Annotated in this window: 22 protein-coding genes and 1 tRNA gene; 7 read left to right on the top strand and 16 right to left on the bottom strand. The window is 70.9% G+C overall.

Annotated features, from left to right (window positions below; genetic code table 11):
* Window positions 1-43: 43 nt before the first annotated feature.
* From ACQPZK_RS02255 to ACQPZK_RS02230, 6 genes are read left to right on the top strand one after another with little or no spacing between them, the layout of a single operon-like run.
* Window positions 44-298: a hypothetical protein gene (locus ACQPZK_RS02255; protein WP_433536690.1), complete on the top strand. Its 255-nt coding sequence runs from the start codon at window positions 44-46 to the stop codon at window positions 296-298.
* Window positions 295-1,623: a type VII secretion integral membrane protein EccD gene (gene eccD / locus ACQPZK_RS02250; protein WP_433536689.1), complete on the top strand. Its 1,329-nt coding sequence runs from the start codon at window positions 295-297 to the stop codon at window positions 1,621-1,623. The genes ACQPZK_RS02255 and eccD overlap by 4 nt, the downstream gene beginning before the upstream one ends.
* A 13-nt stretch (window positions 1,624-1,636) precedes the next feature.
* On the top strand, window positions 1,637-2,575 hold the full coding sequence (locus ACQPZK_RS02245) for a MinD/ParA family ATP-binding protein (RefSeq protein WP_433536688.1): 939 nt from the start codon (window positions 1,637-1,639) through the stop codon (window positions 2,573-2,575).
* A 12-nt stretch (window positions 2,576-2,587) separates the two neighbouring features.
* A complete protein-coding gene (eccCa, locus tag ACQPZK_RS02240; RefSeq protein WP_433536687.1) occupies window positions 2,588-6,544 on the top strand; it encodes a type VII secretion protein EccCa in 3,957 nt (1,318 codons plus the stop codon).
* Window positions 6,544-6,897, top strand: a complete 354-nt coding sequence (locus ACQPZK_RS02235) for a hypothetical protein (RefSeq protein ID WP_433536686.1) — start codon at window positions 6,544-6,546, stop codon at window positions 6,895-6,897. Before eccCa ends, ACQPZK_RS02235 begins: the two co-directional genes overlap by 1 nt.
* On the top strand, window positions 6,882-7,847 hold the full coding sequence (locus ACQPZK_RS02230; protein WP_433536685.1) for a DUF6177 family protein: 966 nt from the start codon (window positions 6,882-6,884) through the stop codon (window positions 7,845-7,847). Before ACQPZK_RS02235 ends, ACQPZK_RS02230 begins: the two co-directional genes overlap by 16 nt.
* A 274-nt stretch (window positions 7,848-8,121) precedes the next feature.
* Here the strand turns inward: ACQPZK_RS02230 and ACQPZK_RS02225 are convergent, their stop codons facing one another.
* The 10 genes from ACQPZK_RS02225 to ACQPZK_RS02180 all read right to left on the bottom strand — a co-directional run bounded on the left by ACQPZK_RS02225 (window position 8,122) and on the right by ACQPZK_RS02180 (window position 18,085).
* Window positions 8,122-8,814, bottom strand: coding sequence for a hypothetical protein (locus tag ACQPZK_RS02225; protein ID WP_433536684.1), 693 nt, complete (start codon window positions 8,812-8,814; stop codon window positions 8,122-8,124).
* On the bottom strand, window positions 8,811-11,183 hold the full coding sequence (locus ACQPZK_RS02220; protein WP_433536683.1) for a hypothetical protein: 2,373 nt from the start codon (window positions 11,181-11,183) through the stop codon (window positions 8,811-8,813). Before ACQPZK_RS02220 ends, ACQPZK_RS02225 begins: the two co-directional genes overlap by 4 nt.
* Window positions 11,180-11,539 (bottom strand): DUF6507 family protein, encoded by a 360-nt coding sequence (locus ACQPZK_RS02215; protein WP_433536682.1) that lies wholly within the window; start codon window positions 11,537-11,539, stop codon window positions 11,180-11,182. Before ACQPZK_RS02215 ends, ACQPZK_RS02220 begins: the two co-directional genes overlap by 4 nt.
* 38 nt (window positions 11,540-11,577) lie before the next feature.
* Window positions 11,578-11,880: a pore-forming ESAT-6 family protein gene (locus ACQPZK_RS02210; RefSeq protein WP_433536681.1), complete on the bottom strand. Its 303-nt coding sequence runs from the start codon at window positions 11,878-11,880 to the stop codon at window positions 11,578-11,580.
* A gap of 17 nt (window positions 11,881-11,897) precedes the next feature.
* Window positions 11,898-12,233 carry a hypothetical protein gene (locus ACQPZK_RS02205; RefSeq protein WP_421474165.1) on the bottom strand — a complete coding sequence of 112 codons (336 nt, stop codon included), beginning with the start codon at window positions 12,231-12,233 and terminating at the stop codon, window positions 11,898-11,900.
* Window positions 12,234-12,793: 560 nt separating this feature from the next.
* Window positions 12,794-13,399: a hypothetical protein gene (locus ACQPZK_RS02200; protein ID WP_433536680.1), complete on the bottom strand. Its 606-nt coding sequence runs from the start codon at window positions 13,397-13,399 to the stop codon at window positions 12,794-12,796.
* Window positions 13,400-13,586: 187 nt separating this feature from the next.
* A complete protein-coding gene (locus tag ACQPZK_RS02195; protein ID WP_433536679.1) occupies window positions 13,587-14,069 on the bottom strand; it encodes an RICIN domain-containing protein in 483 nt (160 codons plus the stop codon).
* A gap of 140 nt (window positions 14,070-14,209) precedes the next feature.
* On the bottom strand, window positions 14,210-14,584 hold the full coding sequence (locus ACQPZK_RS02190) for a hypothetical protein (RefSeq protein ID WP_433536678.1): 375 nt from the start codon (window positions 14,582-14,584) through the stop codon (window positions 14,210-14,212).
* A gap of 116 nt (window positions 14,585-14,700) precedes the next feature.
* Window positions 14,701-17,340, bottom strand: coding sequence for a BTAD domain-containing putative transcriptional regulator (locus ACQPZK_RS02185; RefSeq protein ID WP_433536677.1), 2,640 nt, complete (start codon window positions 17,338-17,340; stop codon window positions 14,701-14,703).
* Window positions 17,341-18,008: 668 nt separating this feature from the next.
* Window positions 18,009-18,085 (bottom strand) — tRNA-Thr (locus ACQPZK_RS02180).
* A 135-nt stretch (window positions 18,086-18,220) separates the two neighbouring features.
* On the opposite strand from ACQPZK_RS02180, the gene ACQPZK_RS02175 reads away from it, so the two are divergent.
* The gene (locus ACQPZK_RS02175; protein WP_433539085.1) at window positions 18,221-19,966 is read left to right on the top strand and encodes a metallophosphoesterase family protein; all 1,746 of its coding nucleotides are present in this window, start codon (window positions 18,221-18,223) and stop codon (window positions 19,964-19,966) included.
* 135 nt (window positions 19,967-20,101) lie between these two features.
* On the opposite strand, the gene ACQPZK_RS02170 is transcribed toward ACQPZK_RS02175, so the two are convergent.
* From ACQPZK_RS02170 to tmk, 6 genes are all read right to left on the bottom strand, one after another.
* Window positions 20,102-20,941: a PSP1 domain-containing protein gene (locus ACQPZK_RS02170; protein WP_433536676.1), complete on the bottom strand. Its 840-nt coding sequence runs from the start codon at window positions 20,939-20,941 to the stop codon at window positions 20,102-20,104.
* Window positions 20,942-21,279: 338 nt separating this feature from the next.
* Complete coding sequence (locus ACQPZK_RS02165) at window positions 21,280-21,960, bottom strand: hypothetical protein (protein WP_433536675.1); 681 nt, start codon at window positions 21,958-21,960, stop codon at window positions 21,280-21,282.
* Window positions 21,960-22,265, bottom strand: a complete 306-nt coding sequence (locus ACQPZK_RS02160; RefSeq protein WP_355049258.1) for a hypothetical protein — start codon at window positions 22,263-22,265, stop codon at window positions 21,960-21,962. The genes ACQPZK_RS02165 and ACQPZK_RS02160 overlap by 1 nt, the downstream gene beginning before the upstream one ends.
* 1 nt (window position 22,266) lies before the next feature.
* Window positions 22,267-22,596: a YbaB/EbfC family nucleoid-associated protein gene (locus ACQPZK_RS02155; protein ID WP_433536674.1), complete on the bottom strand. Its 330-nt coding sequence runs from the start codon at window positions 22,594-22,596 to the stop codon at window positions 22,267-22,269.
* 122 nt (window positions 22,597-22,718) lie between these two features.
* Entirely contained in the window at window positions 22,719-23,975 is a 1,257-nt protein-coding gene (locus ACQPZK_RS02150) for a DNA polymerase III subunit delta' (protein ID WP_433536673.1), read from the bottom strand.
* On the bottom strand, window positions 23,975-26,065 hold the full coding sequence (gene tmk / locus ACQPZK_RS02145) for a dTMP kinase (protein ID WP_433539084.1): 2,091 nt from the start codon (window positions 26,063-26,065) through the stop codon (window positions 23,975-23,977). The genes ACQPZK_RS02150 and tmk overlap by 1 nt, the downstream gene beginning before the upstream one ends.
* Window positions 26,066-26,074: the final 9 nt, after the last annotated feature.

Raw genomic sequence — 26,074 nt, 5'->3', positions numbered from 1 at the left:
CGCCTGCCCCGTTCGAATTAGCCATCGTGGATAGAATCGAACCGTGGCGCGGGAATTCGACACTCAGCTCATCGAGTCGGTCGCGGTTCGCCGCGCCCGCATGCGTGAGCTGCTGCTCTGGGGCCGCCAGCGTCGGGTCCGCGCCACCGGTGACGGGTTCCGGTGGCTGCGCCTGGGCCTCGTGCTGGCGGCGGTGGGCTGCGCCGTGTGTGTGGGCTGGTCCTTCCTCCAGAACGTCGTCGCCGAGCAGCAGCGGGCACGCAACCCGGCAGCGGTCCAGCCGACGGGCCAGCGATGACCGGTCCGCAGACCCTCGCGTCCGCCGGTCACCTCAGTCGGGTGACCCTCGCCGGGCCACACCGCCGCATCGACCTCGTGTTGCCCGCCGACGAGCCGCTCGGCCTGTTGCTGCCCGAGGTCGTCGCCCTCGTGGGTCACGCGGCGACGGACGACTCGCGGGGCTACCAGATCAGCACCCTCGACGGCACGGTGCTCGACCCCGCCGGCAGTCTGCGCCAGGCCGCCGTTCCCGACGGCGCCCTGCTACGGATCGACCCGATCTCGGAGGCACCACCGGCGGCGATCGTCCACGACGTCTCCGACGAGGTCGGCGACGATCTCACGCGCCGACGTGGCCGATGGGGTGACGTCCCTCGGACGTGGACCGCCACCACCGCCTGCCTGGTCGCCGCCACCACGGCGGCACTGTTCTCCGGCCCACGGCTCGGTCCCGCCCTGATCAGCGTCGTCGGCGGCGCGGTCGCCCTGACCGGCCTCCTCCTCGCGATCGCGGGCAGACGGGCCGTCGGGGTGGCGGTGTTGCTGAGCGGCGCCGCGATCGTGATGACCACCGTGCCCGGTTGGACCGACGCCGGCACCGCACAGCTGGCGCTGTGGGCCGTGGTGATCGGCTGCACCGTCCTGGCCGTGGGCGCGGCGACGGGCAACGGCCGCGCCGGCCTCCTCGGCGGCGGGACGGCACTTGTCCTGGTCACGGGTTGGGGCATCCAACTGCTGTTCGGCGTCTCCGACACGCGGACCGCGGCGGTGATGGCGATCGCGTCGGTGGGCGTACTGGGTCTGCTACCCCGCTTCGCGTTGATCGCCTCGGGCCTCACCCGTCTCGACGACCGACGCAGCAACGACGAGCCGGTGAGCCGCGTATCCGTACAGGCCGCCGTCGACTCCGCGCATCGAGGGCTGGCGGTCGCGGCGATCGCGGCTGCGACATCGGCGACCCTCGCCGGGCTCGTCCTGGCGGCGACGCCCGGCCCGTGGCCGCTGACGCTGGCGGTCCTGGTGGCCGCCGCCCTGCTGCTGCGGATGCGCGCCTTTCCGCTGGCCGCCCAAGTGGTGGCGTTGGTGGCCGGCACGCTGACCGTTGTGGGGGGCCTGCTGCTGTGCTGGATTCGCCAACGACCCGACACGTGGTGGGCCACCGCCGTGGCGGCCCTCGGTGTCAGCGCGGTGGCCCTGGCGATCCTGGCGTACCGGCCGCCGCCACACATCCTGGCGCGAGGGCGGCAGCTCGCCGACCGCGTCGAGGCCCTGACCGTGATGGCGCTGGTGCCCGTCGCCGTAGGGGTGTTCGGGCTCTACTCACGACTACTCGACACCTTCTGACGGAGGCGGTGGCATGAGCGCTCCACCGGTGCCGCGCACCGCGCCGTCGGAAGCTGCCTCGGTGACGGAAGCGAACGCCCCACCGATCGCGCGCCGTCCCCCCTCCGGCGACTCCGCGCTACGGCGTACGTGGCGCAGCGCCAGCCAGATGTTCGCCAGCGGCCGGCAGAACCGCGAACTCGCCGACCTCGCCGCCGAGGTGCAGGCGCCCGTACACACCGGTCGGCGCATCGCGGTGGCCTCCGTGCAGGGTGGCGCGGGAAAGTCCATCGTCGCCGCGCTGCTGGCGTCGGTGTTCGCGGCCCGTCGCGCCGATCCGGTGCTCGCCGCGGACGCCGACCCGTACGAGGGATCGCTGACCTGGCGGCTCGGAGTGCCGGGCGACCCGTCGCTGCACAAGCTGGCACCCGGCCTGCTCGCGGCACGAGGCGGCGACCTTCGCGAGCTGGGACCACTCCTTCCGCGCACCGGTACGGGCCTCTGGGTGCTGCCGGGCGGCACCACCAACCCGAACCTGTGCACCGCGGTCACCCGCGCGCTGTCGCGCCTCTTCGCCGTGACGGTCACCGACTGCCCACCCGGCCTGGAGGCCCGTACCCCGGCGGGGGTGATGGCCGACGCGCACGCGGTGGTGCTCGTCGCGGCGGCCACACCCGATGGGGTACGCGGCACCTACCAGGCACTACGCCGGATCGTCGACGACGGGTACGGGGCGTGGCTGGAACGGGTGGTCGTCGTGCTGAGCGCGGGCAACCCGCACGGCCGCTCGACGCTGGACCAGCGCGCGGCACGGGAGCTGATCGGGCAGACCGGCGTACCGGTGGTGGCGCTGCCCTACGACCGTCACCTGGCCGCCGGCGCGCTCATCACGCCGTCGCGGATCGGCGAGGCGACGCTCGTGGAGGTGACCCGCGCCGCCGCGTTGGCCCTGACCCGCGCCCGGCAGACGTGACCGGAGGACCGTATGTCGACGCGCATGGTGCACCGCCCCGCCCGGATGGCCCGCCCGATGTCCGCGATGGACCCCCTCGTGCTGGACCCGCCACCGCAACTGCCCGACGGCAGGTCCGCGATGGGGCTTCAGGCGCTGCTGCCGATGGCCGGCGCGGGGGTGGCCATGAGCATGATGATGTTCCTGCGTGGCTCCGGATTCGCGGCCCTCGGCGCGGTGGTGATGGTGGCGGCGCTGGGTGCCGCCGGGGCGATGTATCTGACCCAGTTGGGTAAGGCCGGCCGACAACGCCGCGCGCAGCGCGAGCGCTACCAGGACTATCTGGAGGAACTGCGCGACCAGTTGCGCGAGACCGAGCAGCGCCTGCGCGAGGAGGCGAACCTCCTCGACCCGCCGGTGAGCCGGCTGCTCGACGTCATCCGCAGCCCGGCCCGGTTGTGGGAGCGCCGACGCGCCGACATCGACTTCCTGCACGTACGACTGGGTGTGGGCGCGCTGCCGGTGCGGCCCATCGAGCTACGCGAGCAGAGCACGCCCACCAACCCACTCGATCCGTTCATGCGTCATGAGGCGCGCTCTCTGATCCGCCGCTTCGCGCTGACACCGGGGCTACCGCTGCGGGCGAACCTCGACTGCGCCGGCGACGTCAGCGTGATCGCGCCGAACCACGCGGAGGCGGTGGCCGTCGCCAGGGCGATTCTCGTTCAGGTCGCGACGTTCCACGCGCCGGACGACGTGGCGCTGGCGATCATCACCACCGCGGAGCGAGCCCGGGACTGGCGCTGGGCGCGGTGGCTGCCACACCTGCTCGACCGGGCCTCGATCGGTCCGTCGGGCCCGACCCCGCTGCTGGTCACCACGGCACAGGCGCTCGTCGAGCTGCTCCGCGACGACCTCGAGGAGCGGACCACCGGTGCGCTCAAATCGTTGCGGCACGGTGTCGGGCGCTCCGAGGCGAAGGCCCGCAAGCGCCTGCTGGTCATCGACGACGCGCACGGCGAACTGGCCCGCGTACTGACCAGCCCTGACCCGACGGTCGGTCTGGCCAGCCTCGGTGTCACCGTGGTGCACCTGCTCGCCGACCGGCTGCACGAGCCCGGCGACGTCTCGCGCCGGATCACCATCGACGGCGACTCCGTCACCCTGGACGACCTCACCGCGTCCCCGGTGGTGACCGTACGAGGCACGCTCGACGAGGCGCCGGGCCCGCTCGTGGAGGGCCTGGCCCGCAGCATCGCGCCACTGCGGCTGTCCGCCGACTCCTACGACGACGGCACCGGCACCCCACCGGCCGACTTCCGGGAGCTGTTGGGCCTGTCCGACCCCGCCGACCTGGATCTGGCCGGCCTCTGGCGGCCACGCGGAGAGCGGGACTTCCTCCGCGTGCCCATCGGGGTCGACCCCGCAGGGCGTCCGGTGCTGCTCGACCTCAAGGAACCCGCGCAGCTCGGCATGGGGCCACACGGCCTGTGCGTCGGCGCAACCGGTTCGGGCAAGAGCGAACTGCTGCGCACGCTGGTGCTCGCCCTGGCGGCGAGTCACCCGCCGGAGCGGATGGCGATGGTCCTCGTGGACTACAAGGGCGGGGCGACCTTCGCGCCGTTCGGCGAGTTGCCGCACGTGGCCGGGCTGATCACCAACCTGGCCGCCGACGCGGCGCTGGTGGAGCGGATGTACACGAGCCTGGACGGCGAGGTGCAGCGCCGTCAACAGGTGCTCGCCGACGCCGGCAAACTCACCGACATCACCGAGTACCACATGCTCCGCGCTCAGGGCGAGCACAGCGACCTGCCCCCGCTGCCCCACCTCCTCGTGCTCATCGACGAGTTCGGTGAGCTGCTCGCCGCCAAGGCGGAGTTCATCGACCTGTTCCTGCGGATCGGTCGGATCGGCCGGTCCATCGGCGTGCACCTGCTGCTGTCCAGCCAGCGCATCGAGCAGGGCAAGATGCGCGGCCTGGAGAACTATCTCGCCTACCGGATCGGCCTCCGTACGCTCACCGAGATCGAGTCGCGCACGGTGCTCGACACGGTCGACGCGTTCCACCTGCCACCGCTGCCGGGGAACGGGTACCTGAAGGTGGACGTGTCGATCTACCAGCGGTTCAAGGCGGCCTACGTGTCCGGCCCGCTCGACGACGGCGCGGACGCCGAACTCGCCCCGATCGTCGGGCCGCTGGCGAAGCCGATGCCGGTGTTCGGCACCGCGCGAACCGACGCCGACCCGATCGTGACGGACGAGCCGAGGGCGACCCGGCGCACCACCGGGCCGACGCTGCTGTCCACCGTGGTCGGTCAGTTGGCGGCGGGCGGCGAACGCGTCCCGGCGATCTGGCTGCCACCCTTGCCGTCCCTGCTCACCCTCGACGAGGTGGGCGGCGGGGTGAACACCACACCGGAAGGCGTACGTCTGGGGATGAGCCCGCTGCCCGCCGGTGGCTTACCGGTTCCGCTGGGCCGACTCGACGACCCGGCCCGCCAGTGGCAGGGCCCCTGGGTGCTCAACCTCGCGGGGAGCGGCGGCAACCTGCTCGTCCTGGGCGGGCCCGGCAGCGGCAAGACGACGGCGCTGCGCACCCTCGCGCTCGGCCTGGCCACCACCTACCGTCCCACCGACGTCGGGATCTACGGCATCGACCTGCTCGGGAACGGCCTGTCGGGGCTCGCCGAGTTGCCCCACGTCGGCGGCGTCGCCGGCCGTGAGGACCGTGAGCGCGTCCGCCGCGTCGTCGACGAGGTCCACGCGATGCTCACCCGGCGGCAGCGCCTCTTCAGCCGGCACCAGTTCGACGCGGTCGACGACCTGCGCAATGCCGACGAGGACGTACGCGCCGAGGTCGGCTGCGTCGACGTGGTGTTGCTGATCGACGGGTACGGCCAGCTCAACGCGGAGTTCGAAGGTCTCGAAGCCAAGGTGCACGGCCTGCTCGCCAGGGGTGGTCGCTACGGCATCCACGTGATCGGCACGGCACGGCGCTGGAACGAGGTCCGCGCCGCGCAGCAGGTCGCCTTCGCCAACCGCGTCGAGCTGCGGCTGACCGAGCCCGCCGAATCCAGCATCGACGGCAGGCAGGCCCGGGCCGTACCGGCGGACCAGCCTGGTCGGGCGCTGACCAGTGAGAAGCTGTTCGCCCAGGTGGCGCTTCCCCGCCTGGACGGGGTCGCCGACGCGGCGGTCGGCGGTCTGGTCGCGGCCGCCCGATCGGTGCGGGTAGCCTGGAGTGGCGCGCTGCCGCCGCCGGTGCGGGTCCTGCCCGCCGTGCTTCCCGTGGCCGACCTGGCCGGCACCCCCTCCGGTCACGGGGTCGTTCCCCTCGGCCGCTACGAGCACGACTTCTCCCCCGCCGTTCTCGACCTCTTCGGCCGCGACCAGCACCTCCTCGTTCTCGGGGATCCCCGGACGGGCAAGACGAACCTGCTACGGCTGGTCGCCGAGGAGCTGATGAGCCAGTACGACTCCGAGGAACTGGTCTTCGCGGTGTTCGACCCGCGCCGCGCCCTCGCCGACGTGGTACCCGACTCCTACTGCGGCGGGTACGCCCCGAACCCCGCCCTCGCCCAGCAACTGTCCAGGGCCGTCACCGACGAGTTGGCGAAACGGCAGTCGCCCGAGGCGGCGCGTACCCGGATCGTGCTGCTCATCGACGACTACGACATCCTGGCCGCGTCGGCCACACAGCCCCTCGGCGCGCTGGTGCCGCACGTCGCGGCCGGCCGCGACACCGGGCTGCACGTCGTGATGGCGCGGCGAGTGGCCGGTGCCTCACGCGGCCTGTTCGAGCCGTTCCCGCTGGCCGTACGGGAGGCCGGCTGCCTCAGCCTGCTCATGTCCGGTGACCGGACGGAGGGCCAACTCTTCTCGGGCGTGCGGCCCATGGTCCTGCCGACCGGCCGGGCGCAACTGATCCGCCCCGGCGACGGTCCCCGGATGGTGCAGACCGCGTTCACCGGTGAGACGAAGGAGCACTGATGACGTTCGACACGGTGGCGTTGTGCCGCGCCGAGCCCGATGCCGCCGCGATGCTCGGCGCCCTGCTCGCGGCCGGCTCCGAGCTGAAGATGGACACCGTCGAGGCGGCCGGACTGGTGCAGTTGTTCGACCCCGGCGACGGACGACTCCTGCTGAGCGTCGAGGCCGCACGCCTGGTCCGCGTACCCGGTGAGGCGCAGCGGCTGCTGGGCCTCACCGACGACGTACCCGAGCCGGTGTGGTGGGTGGAGAGCCGGGCACCGGGCGCGGACCCGCAGGCCGCGGACGTGGCCCGCCGCTTCACCGCCGCGCTCGTCGAGATCACCGGAGGGCTGACATGGGAAAGCCGATGAACGGCGCGACCGACACGATCACCGACCGGGCCGTCGTCCTGCACCAGGACCGCGCGGTGGTCGGCCTGGCACCGTGGCTCGCGCAGGCCGCCGTCGACGCGGTACGCGACAATCTGCTGCTCCAGGTCGTCACGCCGGCCGACGGCGTCATCACGTACCCGTTCGAGACGATGCTCGCCCAGGCGCAGGGCCAGTGGGTGGTCCGGGCGGGCGAGGAGTACCGCGACGGGCTCACCGGGTTGCCGCTGCGCTGGGACGGTCAGCGCTTCGCCACCTCCGACGCCACGCGGACCTCCGGATCCCTGCCCACCGACACGCCGTGGACCGGCGGACTGGAGATCCAGATCGTCACCGTTCACCCCGCCACCGAGGCCCTACGGCTGGGTGCCAGCACCGAAGCCGCCGTCCGCGCCCTCACCGGTGGCGAGCCGACCGGATGGGGCGTCGCGGAGCCGGCCACCGAGCCGTGGTCACGCCACGAACTCACGGCACTCTGTCGAACGCGCGCGCCCGCACCCACCAGCCTCACCATCGTCGGCGGCGAAGACGAGTCGGCGACGCTCGGGGTCCTGACAGTCGAGCGGGTCGACCTCGGCGTCCGCGAACAACTCCGGTTGGCCGGCCCGCCCCTGTCGGTCGTCGACGCGGCGACGCTCGAAGGGCTCGCCGAGAAGCTGGCGGGTACCGTCCGCAGCATGATCGTGACCGTCCATCCGGGCCGGTCCGGCGGACTGCGGTCGAGCACGCCGAGCATGCCGGCGCTGCCGTGGGGCATCCTCGTCGGCCACCACGAGAACCCCGTCGAGTCCGAGCACGAGGTCGTCGTGGGTCGCGCCTTCGGGCGGGGCGCCCGACGGGCGTGGTGGTACCGACTGGACGGCGGTCCGGGTGCGCCGTACGAGGCGCTGGGGGCGGTGGTTCGCCGCTACGGCCTGAACGTCCCCCGCTAGATCGGCTCCGGTTGACGGTCGATGAACGAGCTCACGCTCTCCGCCTCGGCGCGAGTCCTCTCGTGAAGGCCCGGATCGTTCGCCAGACTACCGATGGAGAACCCGGTGACCGCGCCACTCTCGTCTCTAAGCCGCTTACCGAGCCCGATTATCACCTTGCGGGACGGACACACCAGATAGCTCGAGATGCTCACGTCGTTCCTAACGCGACTCAGTCGAGGGACTCGAGGATCTCCTGAGGTCCTCTGACGAGGTCCATGGCTCGCCCCCCTTGCTAGATCGGTTCGTGTTGCCGGTCGATGAATGAGCTCACACTCTCCGCCTCGGCTCGGGTCTTCTCGTGCAGATCCGGATCATTCGCCAACTGGTCGAAATAGGCACGCTCATTCGAGCCCCCGAGACTCAGAATCACCGGAATGGTCTCGATCGTGTGACGCCACGGCAGGCGCCGGGTGGCCGCCTTGAGGAGGTCGAGCGCCCTCGCGCGCTCTTCGACATCCAAATGATCTCGTGCGACCCACCCCAGCCAACGGAGCAGATCCACCGTCAGACCATTGACAATGAAGGTCGCCCACATCTGCCCGACCGCCTCGACGAGCTCATCCGAGGGCTCGGTCCACGTGGCGTCGAGGATCTCCGCCACATCGTCCCCCTGCAGCCAGTCACGCACGTTCGTCCGCGTCACGTCGGCGAGCGTCGGCAGCCGCCGCTTGAGCCTCACCTGCAGCAGGAACCAGTCGTCGTCGAAGAACGTTTCAGGCAGCCCCCACGTCGGGTCCTCGCCATAACGAGCGGCCGAGTTCACCTGAAAAGCCAGACACGCTTCCAGAGCCGAGAGCGCAAGCGCCCGCTGCTCAGGATCGGCCGGCAAGTCCCTGATCGCGGGATGACGTCGACCTGACTCCGCCGCCTGCCACGAGGGCGGCAGGCTCGCCAACAGGTCGGGCTCTACCAGAAGGTCGCTCACAGGAACTCAACTCCAAAAGGTCTGAGGAAGTCGCGTGCCGCAGCGAGGTTCGGCATGTGCTCGTCGAACCAGGCCCCCGCCTGGCCCGGCTTCATGGGGTGCGCTGGATTCACTGAGGCCTCCAGCGCCGCCTCACGCAGTTGGCGCAGCTGATCCGGAGTCAACGTACGCCCGCCAATCTGGACCGGCACGTCTGCATCGGCGATCCGGTCGAGCGCATACTGCTTCGGCTTAGGGTTGGTCATGCTGAAAAGGCCCTTCAACCCCTCGTCGGTCCCGACCCGATAGCTCACTGCCCGCCCTGCGGGATCTGCCGCCCGCCATTCAAGCATCCGGCTCAACTGCTCGGGCTTCTCATTGATCTTATTCGCCACCGTCTGCGCGGTCGCCTTGACCTCGTCCAAATGCACCTTGCCGTCCCTGGTCTGATAAACGAGATCACTTTCGGGGACGCGTCCGGTGTCGACGACCGTGCCGGTGCCAAGATCGACAGACTCATTCTTGACGCTGATACCGATCTTCGAGCCAGGCATCAGGTCGGGGCTGTTGAGAACGTCATTCGCGGCACGCAATTCAGCGGCCGCTCCCGCTGCGGCGGAACGGTCTCCACCCAACTGTTCCATCATGTCGCGCAGGACCTGGGCCTGCCGATCTGCGCTGCCTGCCAATCGCCCGGAATCCTGTAGGTCGACGAAGTCCCGGACGGCGCGGTTGGCCACACCGTCTGGCAGGTCGCTTCGGGCGAGCAACTCCAAAGCCTGGGCCCTCGCTGCCGGATTGAGCCGCTCGGCCTGATCAACGAAGCGCTGCTGCTCATCCGGCGTGAGATCCCGCCCGCGATCGGGGATTCCCCCGGCCGGCGGGTTCCCGTCGGGGGTGTTGCCGTCCGGGAGGTTGCCATCAGGCCCGTTGCCATCAGGCAGATTGCTACCAGGCCCGTTGCCCTCGGGGAGGTTGCCGCCGGGAGTGTTGCCCTCCGGGAGGTTCCCGCCCGGGGTGTTGCCATCCGGGATGTGCCCACCGGGGGCGTTGCCATCCGGGATATGCCCACCGGGCGTCAGGTCGCCTGGGACGTGACCGCCCGGCGTGTTCCCGCCAGGCACGTGGCCGCCCGGGCCGTTGCCGCCGTCCATGTGCATCGCGTCGCCACCGCGAACGGTCGGCATCTCGACGTCGAAGCCACGCCCGATCGGCACGTCGCCGGCGATCGCCGGCACCAACCCCAACTGCGGAATCTTGATGTCGAACTTCTTGGCGAAGTTGATCGCCACCTCACCGACGGTGGGCAGCTTGTCGAGCCAGTTTCCGGTACGCACGAGCGCGGCGCTGACCCGGGCGGCGGTCGCGCTGCCTCGGATGGTGTTGACGGCCGCGCCCGCACCGCGCAGCCCGGAGGCGGCACCCTTGGTGCCCACGACCGCCGAGACGATGTTGAAGGTGGCCATGCCGGCCGCCTTCGACTTGTCCTCGCCCCAGGTGTCGTACGCGATGATGGTCTTACCCGCGTTGAGCAGTAGGTTTCCGGCCTCGCGTTTCTCCATGAACGGCATGCCGACCGTCTGGTCGATGACGATCGTCACCGGGTTGATGTAGATCGAGACCGCCCAGACGAACTTGCCGAGCCCAAGCCATGACTGGCCGGCGGTGCCCCAGCTCCACTCACCGGTGGTGGGATCCCGGCCGATCAACGAACCCAGATCCCCGAGCATGGTGACGAAGCTTTCGCCGACGCCGACGAAGAACGCCCCCACGTCGCCGAGGAAGCCGCGGTCGTGCTCCTCGTTGCTGCCCCACGGCAGAGCGTCGTCCTCACCGGCTGCGGCATTCAGCGTGTCTGCGGTGAAGCCGTACTCGCCGTCCTCGGCCTGGCCGTCGGCGTTGTCGGCCCGATACTGACGGCCGCCGTACAGGGCGTTGATGGTGTTGGCGCACTTGCGCTGCGCCTCGAAGAACGCGGCCACCTGCGTGTTCACGGCGGTGATCAGGCCGTTGTGCTTGTCGACCTTGCCCTGGTCCTCCCGCCAGTCCTCGTCGTCCTTGATCGAGCCGACGAACTCCTCCGCCTGGCTCTTCAGCGCGGCGAGTTGAGCCTTGATCTCCTTGACCTCGGTGGCGTACGTCGCCAGAGCGGCCCCGACGGCCTGGATGTCCTCGCCCACCGAGGCCGACACCGTACGCACCGGGCCGGTGGCGGCGAACAGCTGTGCCGCCTCCGGCGCCTCGTACACCGCCGCCAACCCCTGCCACGTGCTGTCGACCGCCTGGCCCGTGTTGGCGAAGTCCACACCGGCGGTCCGGACCGTCTGGGCGTGGGTAGCCAGCATGTCCATGTTGCCGGGGATCTGCGGAATCTCCCCCGGGTTGATCATCGGGGCACCGCCCCACGACCCGGCCCCGGCATCGTGGCCGACGGGTCGGGTGCCGCCGCGGCGCTGCGCTGCGCATTCGCCGCCATTTCCAGATCACCTTCGACGTAGGCGTTCGTCGCCTGCGCCGCCGCCTGCATGCACGCCCCCGTGCGAGTGAACACGAACTCGAGATCCGTCCGAATCGACTCCACGAAGCCCTGAAGCGCCTGGCCCACGATCTCCGAACTGGACTCGGTGGCAGATCCCTCCAACCCCGAGTTCAAGCTCTTCATCTGCCCCTCGAAAGGGGTGGCCGCGGCATGTGTACGAGTCAGGACGTCGCGCACTCCACCGGGGGAGATATTCCACGCGCTCACGCTCGTGCTCCCTCGTCAACAACTCGTCGGATAACGACTCAACCGATCGACTGCACCGCAGAACGGGCCCGGGACAGCGTGGTGTTCGCCGTCTCGTCGTTCTTCGTCATGGTGGTCTTGACCAGGTCGATGATCGTGCGGACCTCGCCCGCTGCCCGGTTCCACCGGTCCTCGACGGTCCGGTAATCCTCGGACACACCGTCGGCCTGGAAGTCGGCCATCGCCGCCGCGACGTCGGAACTGCGCTGCGAGATCACCGCCTCGAGTCGGGCGACGATGCCGGCAAGATCGCCCTGTACCTGCTGGGAGGTGCCGGTGTCGAAACTACGTCGGTCTGTCATGACTGTCACTCCCCGTGTCAGCGGCTGCTGGAGAACCTGGCGGCGTCGAAGTTCGCGGTGCCCTCGGACGACCTGGCATTGTCCGACATCTCGGTGTCGCCCTGGCCGAATGCGGAGTCCATCCCACCCTGGCCGCCCAGAATCGCGCCCAGGGAGGAGTTCAGTTCGGCGGTGATCGAATCGGCATTGGCCTTGAACGAGTCGAATGCCACCCGCCCGGCCCCGTTGAAGTTCCCCTGCAACGGCTCGGCTGCCGCGATCAACTGCTTGATGAGAGAACCGAGATCATCGGAGGAACCCTGCGTCTGCTTGGTCAGACTGCCGAGCGTCTGCGCCCCCATGTCGAACTTCATGCCACCACTCCCCGCTCCTCAACCGAACGTCCGCCATCAATGCTACGAGATCCACGCCACATCATCCTGAGTGGATCTCGCGTAAAACGGCGGAGGCGGAAAGAAGACGGTGACAGCCTGACCGGAAATCCTTGTGTGGCCACCGCCGGAGGCTGCCGTCGTGAGGCGGTACCTCCGTGACGCACCGTCCAGCCTGACTGCCAGGGCTCGCCACCGCCGGCGGGGTCGACACCTGGTGGCACGGGGCGGACTGGCTCGTTGCGATCTACGACGGCGAGGCGGATCTGTTCCGCCGTCCCGACTATCGGGTCGCGCGCGTCTACTCCGGCAACATCGACCTGGAGTGGCTGTAGTCGCACGCGCGGAACCGTGACAGTCAGGGGGCAGGGATTCCGGAGGCAGCTACCACGGGCCTGCTACCAAAGTTGACCCTGCCCGTTGGCGGCACCGTGCTCGGTGGGAAGCGGCGCCGGCCAACAGTCAAGCGGTGAGACTGCGGGCACCCTGAGGTGGTCGACGTACCGACGAACGACAGGACTGAGGTCCGGCAGATCTCGTTTCTACGAGACCAGATCGAACCAGGCGACATTCTCTATCCAGTACCGGTAGACGAAGTGCTCGAAACTCGGTGCCAACCGCTGGACGTCCGCCAAAAAGCTCGCCGAGGCGATCCTGGGCGCTTCGTCATCGTCCGCTGGCTCGTAGCTGGAAGCGCTAGCCACCACCGGGCTGGAGCCGTCTAAGCCCAGGTACAGATACCAGTAGCCGCAACCCTGCTGATCCTTCATGAACCGCACGAAGAACGCGTGATCCCCGATGGGGCTGGCCACCAGCCGAGGCGAGATCTCCCACTCGCCAGCCGTGCTCGACGGCACGGACTTCTGCAGACAACTGCTCGCCATGAACAGCGCGAACGCCGCCGGCAGAGCAAGGCCGTGCCGCGCGAGACGTCGGTTGAACGCGTCAGGACCGTCCACGCGTACCGGATTGGGTGCCATGTAGTACGGCCCCGGTCCCGCCGCCTCGGGAGTCAGCCAGTCGAACGTCCCGGTGAACAACCTTTCGGGCAGCGGCGGTAGCTTGCCGTACGCCTCGTCGTCGTAGACCTCACCGAGCCCGTACGGCCCCTGCCCTGTCGCTTCCCACGAGCGCGAGAACCGCACCACCAACCTCCGTCGTGAGTCAGTTGGCATCCCGATCGACCCAGCCAAGCGACTCGGCAGACCGGCTTCCTGTTCGGGCCGAGACCAAGCCGACCAGAGGCGGCGTTTCTCTCGATCCACCAGCATGTGTAGCCGGCGCGCCGCCCGCGGTGGGCAGCGCGCCGTCCAGGCATTACGCGAGCACTTACGGTTAGACGAACCCCCACTGTTGGAACGTCGTGCCGTCGCACGTGCGCAGCCGGACACCGTTGGACACGCTGCCGTCCAAGCACGTCGTTCCGGAGTAGCGGTTGATGAGGCGCATCTCGTATCCGCTGCCGCCCCACTGCTGGAAGGTGCTGCCGTCGCAGGTGCGCAGCCGGACACCGTTGGACGTGCTTGCGTCGAGGCACATCGTGCCGCTGTAACGGTTGAGCCTCAGCTCATTGTTGCTGGTCAGATACCACTGCTGGAACGTCGTTCCGTCGCAGGTGCGCAGCCGGACACCGTTGGTCGTGCTGCCGTCGAGGCAGTAGTCCAGCACCGGGTAGTGGAGGTTGGTGACGTAGTAAACCACGCCTTGGGCTGCGGCGGACTTGGCCGACGGCGCAGCGGCCGCTGGTGTCGCCGCGACGGTGACCACCGCGACGACGGCGAGGATCAATGAGCCGAGAACCCTCACGGATCGCTTCATGAGACCTCCTTGAAGAACATCACTGTCTTGTCATGCTCGGACCCTTTTGCAGGGCGAAAGCTTGTCGCTCTGTTGTCGATCAACAAATGGGGGAATGCGATGGAGTCATCTGGTCCGGCGAGGCGGCCCGGCGATCCCCGTCAGGAGCCGCAGGTGCGTTCGACGTCGACCTTGATCGTCCGGGTGGTGGAGATGTAGTGCTGGCCTGGTAGCACGTTGTCGTTGATCAGGAGCCAGCTGCCACCGCTGAGTTCCCAGACGTACGCGCAGTAGCCGGGCCCGATGTAGTAACCGGCGGCGTTCGCCCAGTAGATGGTGGTCTTCTGCCCCTTGGGCAGCACTACGTCGTAGTTGCCGTGCGTGTAGTTGCCGTCCTGGACGTGGATGACGCCCAAGCCGAGGTTGCTGGCGTTGTAGATGTAGTTGGACGCGGCGGCGGCCGGGGCGGAGACGACCAGCGTGGCGGCCATCCCCAGGGCCGCGCCGACGGCGGCGGCCTTCTTCGGCAGTGACATGGTTCGGTCCTCTCGCGTTTCGCGGCACCAGTGCTACGGCCGCGTCTTCGTGCCGCCACCGCTGCGGCGGCCGCACCTGACAGAGGCGAGTGTGTGGGACCGATGTTGGATTCTCGTTAGATTGCGCGCTCCAGCTCGACGAGGATGGCTCGCATCTCGGGCAGGCGTGGGTTGCCGAGCGGTTCGAGCAGGCTGATCGCCTCCCGCATGGCGGCGACCGCGCCGGGGCGGTCGCCGGTGGCGGCCAGCACATCGGAGACGCCGTGCAGCGCCATCCCCTCGCGCATCCGGTCACCCGTGGTGCGGGCCAGGTCGACGGCGAGCAGGTAGTGCTCAGCGGCCCGGTCGTGCTCGCCGCGGACGAAGCGGAGCCGGCCGAGGTTGATGTGCGCGATGGCGGCGAGCCAGTCCCGGTCGGCGGAGCGCTCGGCCTCGGCCAGCGCAGTTTCGTACGCCTGCAAGGCGAGGTGCAGACGGCCGGCACGCCGATGCAGGAACCCCAGGTTCAGCTCGACCTTGAACGTGAGGTCCGGGTCGTCCAGGCGGGAGGCCATCACCTGGGCGAGTTCGAGTGGTTCCAGAGCCTCGTCGAGCGCGCCGCTCTCGGTGAGTAACGCGCCGAGGCTGGCATAAGTGTCCACCGTCCCGGCGATGTCGTCCGCCCTCGAGTAGAGGTCGATCGCGCGTTCGTACGCGGCCTGCGCGGACACCCGGTCGAGAAGGAGACTATGGGCGACGCCGACGCTGACCCGCAGGCTTGCCTCGCCGGCGATCGCCCCCACGGCCGCGGCTGCGGCAGCGCCCTGCTCGGCGATCGCGAGCCAGGTGCTGCGGGAAGCGCGCCGTTGCAGCCAGCCACGTAGGTCGGCGCTGATCCGCCAGGCGAGGTCGGGGTGGTCCGCGCCGGTCCGGCCGAGGAGGGCGGTGAGCGTGTCGGCCTCGACGTCGAGGAACTCGACGGCGGAGGCCACGTCGGGCAGGGTCGGGAGACCCTCGATCCGAGGCACACCGTCCGGGCGACGCGGGCCGTCGAGTGCGGCGTCCGGGTCGTCGGACCGTCGCACGGTCGGACGGATCCGCCGGTCGGCGCGGACGACGGCGTGGGCGTACCAGGTCAGCAGGCGCCGTTCGCCGGCCCGGTGGGTCGCGGCGTCGTCCTCACGTTGGCCCTGGCCGCTGGCGAACATGCGGATCAGCTGATGGACGGTGACCCGGCCGTCGTCGGTCGATCCGACCAGGTTGGCCCGGGCCAGCGTCTCGACGGCGCCGCTGGCCGTCGTGAGGTCGACGCCGGCGAGGGCGGCCAGGGCGGCCACCGGGATCGGTCCGCCGGTCACGCGGCCCAGCCAGCGCAGCAGGCGCCGCGCGGGTTCGTCGAGCCGGCGGTACGAGACGGCCATCATCGGGTGGACGGCGGCGTCCCCGTCGGCCGTGCGCAGGCGTTCCAGGCGGGTCGTCTCGTCGCGCAGTTCGGCGAGCAGACCGGCTGTGGACGCACCGAGCCGCAGGTGGGCGCCGACGATCCGCAGGGCGAGCGGGAGACCGCCGCACAGCTGAGCGAGGTCTCGCAGATCGCCGGAGTCTGAGTGCGCCGGTGGCAGTCCGCCGACCGCGCGTAGGAGGGCAAGCGAGTCCTCCGGCCGCAGCGGGCCGATCGAGACAAGGGCGGCGCCATCGCGGGCGACCAGCCCGTCGAGACGCTCGCGGCTGCCGACCACGAGCGCACTGGTATAGGAGCCGGGCAGGAACGGGCGGGCCTGCGTGGCGCTGACGACGTTGTCGAGCACGATCAGGAGACTGCGGGTCGCCATGATCGAGCGGAGTCGGGCCGACCGGTCGGCGGCGGTGCCGGGCACGTCCTCCGGCGGCACGCCAAGATCGAGCAGCGCCCGGCCGAGGGCGGTGTCGGGCTCCGGATGCGCGTCGAAGTCCAGATACAGCCGGCCATCGCTGAACCGGGCCGCGCGCAGGTGCGACCAGTGGGCGACCAGGGCGGTCTTGCCCATGCCGCCGGCGCCGCTGACGACCACAACCGCAGTGGGTCGGTTCCCGTGAAGGGTGTCGTCGCAGACCGCGTCGAGTGCGGCCAACTCTGCCGCGCGAGCGTGGAAATGGCTCGGGGCGGGTGGGAGTTGCGAGGGTCTCTCGATCACCGCAGTCGGTGTCGCGCCTCCGCGGATCAGGTCGGTGTAGACCTTGCGGAGCAGGTCGCCTGGATCGACGCCGAGCTCGTCGGCCAACTGCCGGCGAGTGCGTTCGTAGACCGCCAGCGCCTCGGCGCGGCGACCGGCAAGGGCCAGTGACCGCATCAGTGACGCCTGCAGCCGTTCGCGTAGCGGGTGCGCGGCGGCGAGGGCGGCCAGCCCGCCGGCGACGTCGGGGACCGCGCCCAAGTCGAGGTCGACTTCCAGGACCCGCTCGTGAACGGTCAATCGAAGGTCGTCGAGCCGGTCGGCCTCGGCGCGCACGACGTCGCCAGCCGCCGTGCCGGCGAACGCGGGCCCCCGCCACAGCGCGAGCGCGGCCCGGAAGACATCGCGGGCCTCCGCCGCCGCCCCGGCGTGGGCGAGGGCTTCAGCCCGCTGGGCGAGCGACTCGAACTCGTCAGCGTCCACCTCGCCGATCAACCTGTAGAGGCGGTTGGTACGCCCGATCGCCGTCGCCCCCAACGCCCGCCGCAGCCCGTGCACCAGCACCCGCAGCCCGACCTGGCTGGATGCCTCGGTCCGCCGACCCCACACAGCTTCGGCCAGCACATCGTCGCTGACGCTGCGGCCCCTCGACGCGACAAGCGCAGCCAGGAGGAGCTGATGCTGTCGTCCGCCGACGGAAACCTCAGTACTATCGCCGACGGTCACCCGCAGTGGCCCAAGAACTTCGAAGCGCACAGAACTTCCCCGCTCTTTCGCCCGAACGCGTACCCGAGGACCCCGCATCGCGCATCCCTAAGTACTTCGATATTCGATGATGTCAAGTAGGGCCTGAACCCCCCGGGCGGCAGAGCAGCAGCCCAGGACGGCGATCGCGAAGCCCACGGCGGGCGGACGAGTCGGCGTGCCGATGAGGCCGGTGAACGAGTCACGGAGCGCGCGGACCGGCGTGACGAGCTCGATCAACAGCTCATCGACGCCCGCGGTCTGACCAGTGGGCAGGCGGCGACCGCCGGGTCAACGCCGATCGGGCCCGTGACTCGGCGGAACTGGTCGCGCAAGCCTGCGAACGCGCCGCGAACGCCCCCGACAGGGCCGCAGATCGCATCGACGAGTTCGACGGGCCCGAGTCTGCGGGCCAGCGATCGACCGGCGAGCACCGTGACGCAGCCGGCGCGGACCGCGACCGGGCTGCGGTTTCTAAGGGCAGCTCAGGACTACATGGATAAACATGAGGCCCTGGCCAGCATTCCTGCTGACCAGGGCCTCACCCCTGGAGCCGCCTGACGGAATCGAACCGTCGACCTACGCATTACGAGTGCGTCGCTCTAGCCGACTGAGCTAAGGCGGCAACGATCAGCAAGTGTACGGCACCCCTCCGCCCAGGGCCGAGCGGGATACCCCCGACGCTCCCGTCATCACCAAACGGACAAGCGCCGCCATCCGGCCAATTACCGGACAGCGCTGGACGCAGACCGGTACTACGCTGCGGCGGGTGACTGACGAACGCGACGATCACCAGGCACCGGCGGACGAGCAACCCGACGGAGAGCCGGCTCCTCGCCGCCCACGCTCCACCGACCCACTGGAACTGGGCTTCACCCCTCGCAAGCCGGTGCCGTGGCTCGCGCCGTTCCTTTTGATCAGCACCGGCATCCGGACGCTGCTGGCGATCCTCTTCGGCGCGTACCTCGACAAGCGCGAGTTGCAGAACGCCTTCGGTGACGACATCTTCCGCCAGGCCGGGCCGGACGGTGGGCTCTGGCTCGACTACGTGGCCGACCTCGGCGACGGCTTCCACGCCACCTACTCCGTCGCGTACCTGCTGGCTCAGTCGGAGCTGACCGTGGACGGGCACCGGCTGCCCCGCGCGCAGACTCTCGTGATGGGTGGCGACCAGGTCTACCCGTCGGCGGCCTACGCCGAGTACGAGAACCGCTGCAAGGGCCCCTACCAGGCCGCGTTGCCGGCGACGCCGCCCGACCGTCCCACGCTGTTCGCGGTGCCGGGCAACCATGACTGGTACGACGGCCTGACCGCTTTCCTACGCCTGTTCGTCCGCTCCCGGGACCGTAACTTCGCCGGCTGGCGTACCGGGCAGTCGCGGTCGTACTTCGCCGTGGAGTTGCCGGCCGGTTGGTGGCTGCTGGGCGTGGACGACCAGTCCGGCTCGTACCTGGACGACCCGCAGTTGGCCTACTTCGACGAGGTGGCCCGGCGGCTCACCCCGGAGTCGAAGGTGATCATCGCGACGCCGTCGCCGACGTGGGTCAAGGCCGCCGACGACCCCACGGCGTACGACTCGATCGACTACTTCGTGCGTACGATCATCGACCCGTCCGGGGCACGGGTGCGACTGCTGCTCTCCGGGGACCTGCACCACTACGCCCGCTACGCCGGCCCCGACCGGGAGTTGATCACCTGCGGCGGCGGTGGGGCGTACCTGTACCCCACGCACAAGCTGCCCGAGCGCATCGAGGTGCCACCGCGCGACACGCTGGCCCGGCGGGCCAGCCGCACTCAGCCGTACGACCTGGTGGCCCGCTACCCGGATGCGGCCCGCTCGCGCCGCTACGGCTGGGGCATCTTCGGACGCCTACCGTTCCGCAACCCGGGCTTCGCCACCCTGCTCGGCATCCTGCACACCCTGCTGATGCTGGCCATGGCGGGTGCGACGGCGAACTGGGCCGACAAGAGCGATCAGCGGCTGTTCAGCGTCCCGCTGGTGTTGATGGTGCTGGTGACGGTGATCGCGGCGATCCTGTTCGCCAAGCCGCCCAGCGCCAGCGGCAAGCGACACGCGCGGCACTGGCTCCTCGGCGTCGGCCACGGTGTGGCCCATGTGGCGTTGGCGGCCGGCGGCACCTGGATCTGGTTGGCACTGCCGTTCTACGACTGGCCGTGGCCGCTGCCGGCCGTCGCCGCAGTGGTGGTGTACGGCCCGGTCATCGGCCTGGTGGCGAGCCAGCTGGTCGCGGCGTATCTGCTGGTGGCGGGTGCCTTCGGGGTCAACGTCAACGAACTGTTCGCCGGCCAGGGCATCGAGGACTCCAAGTCGTTCCTGCGGCTGCGCATCGACCCCGACGGCACGCTGACCGTGTACGCGATCGGCGTCGACCGGGTGTCCCGAGACTGGCAGGTCAACCCCGACCAGACCCCCACCGCAAGCTGGCTGCTCCCCAAGACTCCCCTAACCCCTCACCTGACAGAACCCCCGGTAGTCCTGTCCTGACGGACTGCCCACAGCCCCGTTGATCATGAAGTTATTGCTCCGACACGCCGACAGCGGTGGCAATAACTTCATGATCAACGGGGCCGGGCGGGGCCGGCGGGGCCGGCGGGGCCGGGCGGGGCCGGGCGGACGGGGTTAGGAGGTGTAGTGCTGGTCGTGGGCCTGGCGGGGGGCGCAGACGGAGGCTCGGGAGCAGGAGCAGCGGGAGCCGTCCGCGTCGAGGCGTACGGTGACCGCGTCGCGGGGCACGCTGTGGCCGACCACCCGACCGCTGCCCTCGGGCGTCGTCACCCGACTGCCGACAGCGGGCGCGGTCTCCTGGAAGCGCTGGTACAGCGGGTGTTCGTACTTGAGGCAGCACATCAGCCGACCGCACGCCCCCGAGATGCGCAGCGGGTTGAGGGGCAGGTCCTGGTCCTTGGCCATCCGGATGGTCACCGGCTCGAAGTCGGTGAGGAACGTCGCGCAACACAGGTCACGACCACACGAGCCGATGCCGCCCTGGACCCGAGCCGAGTCGCGCGCCGAGAGTTGGCGCAGCTCGACCCGGCAGTGCAGGGTGGCGCCCAGGTCGCGGACAAGTGACCGGAAGTCCACCCGGTGCGGGGCGGTGAAGTAGACCGTGCTGCGCTCGCCACCGCCGTCGGCGGAGCCGAGCACATGGTCGACGGCCACCACCTTCATCGGCAGGCCGTGCGCGCGGATCAGCCGCTTGGCCGCCACCTTCGCCTCGGCCTTACGGCGGCGCAGCGCCTCGTCACGGCGCAGGTCGTCGTCGCCGGCCAACCCCACCAGCCGGGGGAAGCCGTCGGTCTCCTCGCTCACCCACTGGGCGGCCCAGACGCACTCGGCAACCTCGGGCCCGTCGTCGGTCGGCACGAGCACCCGGTCGCCCACCTGGGGACGCAGGTCGCCTGGGTCGAGGTAGTAGAGGCGCCCGTACCGGTTGAAGCTGACCGCGCAGAGCATGCCCATCCCCCCACCCTACGACGGATCACCGCGAAGGACGTCGGGGGCGATACCTCCAGTGCCATTCATGACCGTCGACTTGACCGATTGCCGGGCCACCCGTCGTGCCGATGATCCTCGCCCGGACGGTTGAATCCATGCCCGGGAAGGGGACAAACGCTGCCGGGCAGCGTTGAGTGGAGACAGACCTGCGGGGGGTGCAGGGGGAAGACCACGGCGTCGCCGTGGGCGCCGGCTCTGCTCTGGCGCCCGCGAGCGACGCCGTGGCCTGTCCGCGCACCAAAACCACGCCCGGCCCCGAACCAAACACCACGACCGGCCCGCTGACCGGACGCCGGATACGGCTACCAGCCGACCCGGGTGTGCTGGTCGTAACGGGCGCGCTCCTGGGTCGGCGACCGCCAGGCGGACTCGGCCAGGCTCGGCGCCCACTGGCGCAGCAGCGTCTCGGCGCCGTCGTACGCGACGCAGAGGACCGCGAGCACCCGCGCGGCGATCTCGGCGGCGTCGGCGACGCCCGGCCCGACCGGTGTCAGGCGGTTCGGTGGGCCGGCGGCGGTAGCGGCGACCACTGCCACCGCCTCGGCCGAGCGCAGCAGGTCGGCCAACGTGCGGGCGAGGGCGAGACGGCTGCCCTCCACCCAGTCGGCCAGCGCGTCCGCGTACCCGGCGGTGGACTCCATCCGCCCGACCAGGCTCTCCGGCCCCTCGTCCAGGTGGCGCAGCAGCGCGGCACGCTCCTGCCCGTACGCCGAGGCGGCCGGGCCGGACCAGAGCACGGGGTCGGTGAGCGCGGCGCCGACGTCGTCGTACCCCCGGACGAGCCGGCGCACGGCGTGCCCGGCGCTGACGAGCGGTGCTGGGTGCAGATCGAGGAAGCCCCGGACGGCGTCGCCGGGCAGCACCTGCATCCGGCGGAGCAGGGGCCACACCCGGTGGCCCTCGGGCACACCGGCCGCGAGCAACGCGTCCACCCGGCGCAGCAGGTCGAGGCCGGGTTCGGCGAGCCGGTCCAGTGGGTCCATCACGGCTCTCCGGTGATGCGGCGGCGGGCGGCCCGGTCGACCTCGGCGTACCGGTCGGCGGCCTCGCGGACCGCCGAGGCGGCGGCGGCCAGGCGGCCGGCGGCAGCTCGTGCCTCGCGGGCGCGGTCGTCGGTGGCGGCGGCCCACTGCCGGTGCAGGGCGCGACCGATCTCGCCGGGGCGGCCCGGGGCGTCCGCGCCGAACGCGGCCTGCGCCGGATCGCTCGCGGTAACGGTGTGGGACAGGGTGGTGAGCGTGGCGCTCGCCTCGTCCAACCGGGCGGAGAGCGCCCGCAGCGTGTCCATGTCAGGCCCCCGCGAGCGGTCGGTAGGCGGTGAACGTCTCGTTGTGCAGCTTCTCCCGGGCCCACTCGGCCGCGTCCGCCGCGGCGGTGACCGCGGCCTGCACCGAGCCGGCCACGTCGCGCGGGCTGCGGGCGTGCAGTGGCCCCAGGAACCGGACGTCGGTGATGCGCCCGGCGGCGGTGACCACCACCTCGACCAACCCGTCCGGCGAACGGACGGTGACCTCGACCGTCGACACGGCCTGGTCGAACTCGGCCTGCAGCGACTCGATACGGCGGTAGCGCCGCACCGCCTCCTCGATCCAGGCCTCGTCGATCTCCCCCCGCGGCATCGGCGACTCCTCCCGGATGGGTCCTCACTGAGCGTGCCGCCACCGTCACCACGGCACACCGGACCGTACCGCACAGCAATCGCACGTGTCGATGGCTGTGGACAACCGGTGGGAGCTGCGCGTCAGCCCTTCCAGAGGGCGAGCATCATCGCCTCGACGGCGATGCGCGGCTTGACGTTCGCGTCGATGGCCGCACGGCAGGCGAGCACGGCCTCCAGCCGGCGCAGCGACCCCTCGGCGTCCCACTTCTGGGCGCCGGCACCGGCGAGCGCGGCGGTGTCGGTGTGCACCGGGTCGACAGGTGCCCGCAGCGCCATGGTGAGCGCGTCACGGTAGAAGCCGGCCAGATCGACGAGCGCCCGGTCCAGCGCGTCGCGCTGAGCGCGGGTGGCCCGCGACTTCTGCCGCTTCTCCAGATCCTTGAGCTGACCGGCAGCACCCCGGATCGCGCCGGCAGCACCCCGGCCGGTGCCTCCCGCGCCGAGCGCCGTCTCCAACGCCGCCCGTTCGGCCGCGTCGGCCTCGGCGACCGACGCCTCGGCCTCCGCCTCGGCGGCCTCGATCAGCGCGGAAGCCGCGTCGAACGCCGCACCCACACCGGTCAGGCGGCGCGGCACGGCGAGTACCGCCTCACGCCGCTTGCGGGCCTCCGGGTCGCGAGCCAGCCGGCGGGCACGACCCACGTGCCCCTGCGCGGCCGCCGCCGCCCACTGCGCCACGTCGGGCGCGATGCCGTCCCGACGGACCAGCACCTCGGCCACCGCGGTGGCCGGCGGCTGCCGCAGGGGTACGACCCGACAGCGCGACCGGATGGTCACCGAGATGTCGTCCGGGTGGGTGGACGGGGCGCAGAGCAGGAAGACCGTCCGCGGTGGCGGCTCCTCGATGGCCTTGAGCAGGGCGTTACCGGCTGCCTCGGTGAGCCGGTCGGCGTCCTCGATGACCACCACCTGCCAGCGCCCGCCGGACGGGGTGCTGGCCGCGCGGAGCACCAGCGCGCGCATCTCGCCGACGCCGATGGAGAGCCCCTCCGGCACCACCATCCGGACGTCGGCGTTGGTCCCGCCCATCGTGGTGTGGCAGCCGGGGCATTCGCCGCAACCGGTGCCGTACGCACACTGCAGAGCCGCGGCGAAGGCGCGCGCGGCGACCGAGCGACCGGACCCGGGTGGCCCGGTGAAGATCCAGGCGTGGGTCATGCCGGCGGCCGGGTCGGGGGCGCCGGCGGCGGGCGCGGGAGCGGCCTCGCCAGGTGCGACGAGCGCGGGCGTCCGGTCGGTCGCCCCGGCCCGCAGCACGGCGGCCGCCGCGGCGGCGGCCCGGCGCAGTTCGGTCACCGCCTCGTCCTGACCGACCAGATCGGCGAAGACGTCCGGCATCAGGTCTTGTGCTCCATCGTCACCAGCTCCGCGTCGGATAACTCGGGCTGTACCGAGGTGTCCGGGCCCTGCGCCGGTCGGGGGTGCACGACGCCGCCGGGCTTGCCCAGCATCTCCTCGACGCGCCGGACCACCAGCGCAGTGATCTCGTCGGCCGGCCGGGACGCGTCGAGCACCAGGTAGCGCTTCGGGTCGGCGGCGGCGAGGTCGAGGAAGGCGTAGCGGACGCGCTCGTGGAAGGCGATCGACTCGGCTTCGAGCCGGTCGGCCTGCCCGCTGCGCGCGGAGACCCGGGACAGGCCGGTGCGCGGCTCGACGTCGAGCAGCACCACCAGGTCGGGCTTGAGGCCGCCGGTGGCCCAGGAGGAGAGCCAGGACACCTCGTCGACCGGGAGCGTGCGCCCGGCACCCTGGTACGCGAGCGACGAGTCGACGTACCGGTCGCTGATCACCACGTCGCCGCGGACCAGCGCGGGCCGGACCACGGAGGCCACGTGGTGCGCCCGGTCGGCGGCGTACAGCAGCGCCTCGGCGCGGGGGGACGGCGCCTCGTCGTCGGAGGTGTCCAGCACCAGCGACCGGATCCGCCGGCCGACGGCCGTCGCCCCGGGCTCGCGGGTGACCAGCACGTCGCGCCCGTCGGTGCGCAGCCGCTCGGCGAGCGCGGCGAGTTGGGTGGACTTGCCGGCGCCCTCGCCGCCCTCGAACACCACGAACAGCCCGGCGGAGACGAACGGCTCGGCCGGCGTCAGCGGACGGCCCCGGATCGAGCCCCAGAGGTCGGCGAGGACCGGGACGCCCTTCTTGTCGTCCATCTGGCCGAAGGCGCTGATCCCGGCGAAGATGCCGGCGGCGCCGGCCGCGAGCAGCAACAGTCGGGTGGAGGACACGGAGATGCCGAGGTCGGCGATCTCCAGCTTGCGCGAGCCGCCGACGCCGACCAGCACGCTGCTCAGCCCGATGGCCAGGATCAGCACCAGTCGGGTGCCGATCTGCACCACCGCGAACACCCGGCCGCGAACCTCGTCGGCCACCTCCCCGCCCAGCAGCGTGGTGCCGGCCAGGAAGGCCATGCCGGCGCCGGCGCCGACCAGCACCGCGCCGACGATCGCCATGGACAGGTGGATGGCGAAGGCGAGGGTCATCACGGCGGCGCTGGCCAGCACGATGCTCATGCCGAACCAGCGACGCCGGGACATCTCCTTGACGACCATCGGGCCGAGCCCGATGCCGAGCGCCAGACCGACGAAGATCGCGCCGAAGAGCAGCGAGAACGCGGCATCGCCGGCGCCCAGTGAGTTGGCGAAGAACTTGGCCGTGCCGACCACGATGCCGCCGCCAGCGAACGCGCCGAAGATGCCCAGCACCAGGCCGCGGACGAGCGGGGTCTGGCCGATGAATTTCCAGCCCTCGGAGAACTGCCGGAACATGCTCTGCTCGGAACGCCCCGCCTCGCCGCGCTGCGCGTCGCTGATCTCCTTGATCCCGAACGCCACCACCAACGCGGTGGCGAGCCGGGAGAAGGCGTTGAACCAGAGTGCGAGTTGAGCCGGCTCGGCCCAGGAGGGCAGGTCGCCTCCGACAGCGCCTCTGACACCACGGTCGAGCACCGCGAGGCCGATGGCCGCGGCCACCGGGGTGAGGCCGTACGTGGTGATCAACGTGAGCTGGTTGGCCGCCTCCAGGCGGGCCCGTGGGATCAGGTTGGGGACCGCGGCCTCCTTGGCCGGGATCCAGAGCAGGGTGAGCGACTCGATCAGGAAGGTGGCGATCAGCGCCCAGCCGACCACCAGGCCGCCGGCGGCGCCGCTGAGGGCGTAGAGCGGGATGGAGGCGAAGAGCACGAAGCGCAGCAGGTCGCAGATGACCATCGTCCAGCGCCTGTCGAACCGGTCGGCGAAGACGCCGGCCACCGGGCCGAGCACCAGAGCGGGAAGCAGCCGGATCGCGGTGACCCCGCCGAACGCGGCGCCCTGGGCGGTGCTGCCCTGCACCTGCGACGCGGCGAAGAGGGCGGTGGCGAGCAGGCCGAGCCAGTCGCCGAAGGAGGCCGCGCCAAGTACGATCCAGAGCCGGCGGAACGGCCTGATGCGCAGTAC

The sequence above is a fragment of the Micromonospora sp. CA-249363 genome (assembly GCF_050950185.1).
GTDB lineage: Bacteria > Actinomycetota > Actinomycetes > Mycobacteriales > Micromonosporaceae > Micromonospora.
Note: the sequence above shows the minus strand (reverse complement) of the source record. Positions and strands in the feature narration are given on the sequence as shown.